This window comes from Thioalkalivibrio halophilus, from assembly GCF_001995255.1.
In the GTDB taxonomy this organism is placed as follows: Bacteria; Pseudomonadota; Gammaproteobacteria; order Ectothiorhodospirales; family Ectothiorhodospiraceae; genus Thioalkalivibrio; species Thioalkalivibrio halophilus.
This window is the reverse complement of sequence record NZ_MUZR01000064.1, coordinates 1-1071: the sequence shown is the minus strand read 5'-3', so window position 1 is coordinate 1071 and position 1071 is coordinate 1. Positions and strand designations below refer to the sequence as shown.

Genomic DNA, 1071 nt, shown 5'->3' with positions numbered 1-1071 from the left:
GCCTGATTGCATACCGCGAGAGAAGGCACCCCTGTTTCATGCCCGGGAGTGGATGAGTATTGTGCCCGATGAGCGAACGGGAGGCTGACCGCATGGCGAGTACCATCCATTCCAACGCCCGCACCACACCCCGGATCCGGCAGGAACTGCAGGAGGCGCCGGCCGGCGTCAGCGACCCGGAACTGGCCCGGCGCTACGGCATCAGTCGCATGACGGTGCGCAAGTGGCGCCGCCGGCGCACCGAGGTGGAAGACCGGACCCATCGTCCGAAGACGATGCACACGACGCTCACAGCGGAACAGGAGGCGATCGTGGTCCAGGTCCGGGAGATCGCCCTGCTGTCGCTGGACGATCTGCTGATCGTGGCACGCGAGTTCCTGAACCCGGACCTCAGCCGGGCGGCACTGGACCGCTGCCTGCGCCGCCACGGTGTCAGTGACCTGCAGGCGCTCAAGCACGAGCAGGCCGGCGAGCCCGTCGAGCCGGGCCACAAGCCGTTCAAGGACTACGTGCCGGGCTTTGTGCACGTGGACGTGAAGTACCTGCCCCAGATGGCCGACGAGCCCTCGCGCGGTTACCTGTTCGTGGCCATCGATCGGGCCTCGCGCTGGGTCTACCTGGAGGTGCGGCGCTCGAAGACGGCCGAAGCCGCGCGCGGCTTTCTGAAGAAGCTGATCGAGCGGGCGCCGTTCCATGTCACGCACGTGGTCACGGACAACGGCAAGGAGTTCACGGACCGCTTTGCGGCCACCGGGGAGCGCAAGCCCACCGGACGCCACCCGTTCGACCGGCTGTGCGCCGACCACGGGATCGAGCATCGTCTGATCCGGCCGAAACGGCCGCAGACCAACGGAATGGTGGAGCGCTTCAACGGCCGCATCGCCGACTTGCTGCGGACCCGGCGCTTCGGCTCGGGAGAACATCTGAAGGACACCCTCCAGGACTACCAGCGCCTTTACAACCATCAGATCGGGCAGAAAGCGCTGGGGCATCGAACGCCGGTTGAGACACTCAAGGCCTGGCAACAGGAACGCCCCGATTTATTTCGTAAACATGTATACAAACAGCCGG

At 65.7% G+C, this 1071-nt stretch carries 1 protein-coding gene; it reads left to right on the top strand.

What is annotated here, in order from left to right; genetic code table 11:
• Positions 1–92: 92 nt before the first annotated feature.
• On the top strand, positions 93–1071 hold a 979-nt coding region (locus B1A74_RS12885; RefSeq protein ID WP_077244862.1), incomplete at its 3' end, for an IS481 family transposase.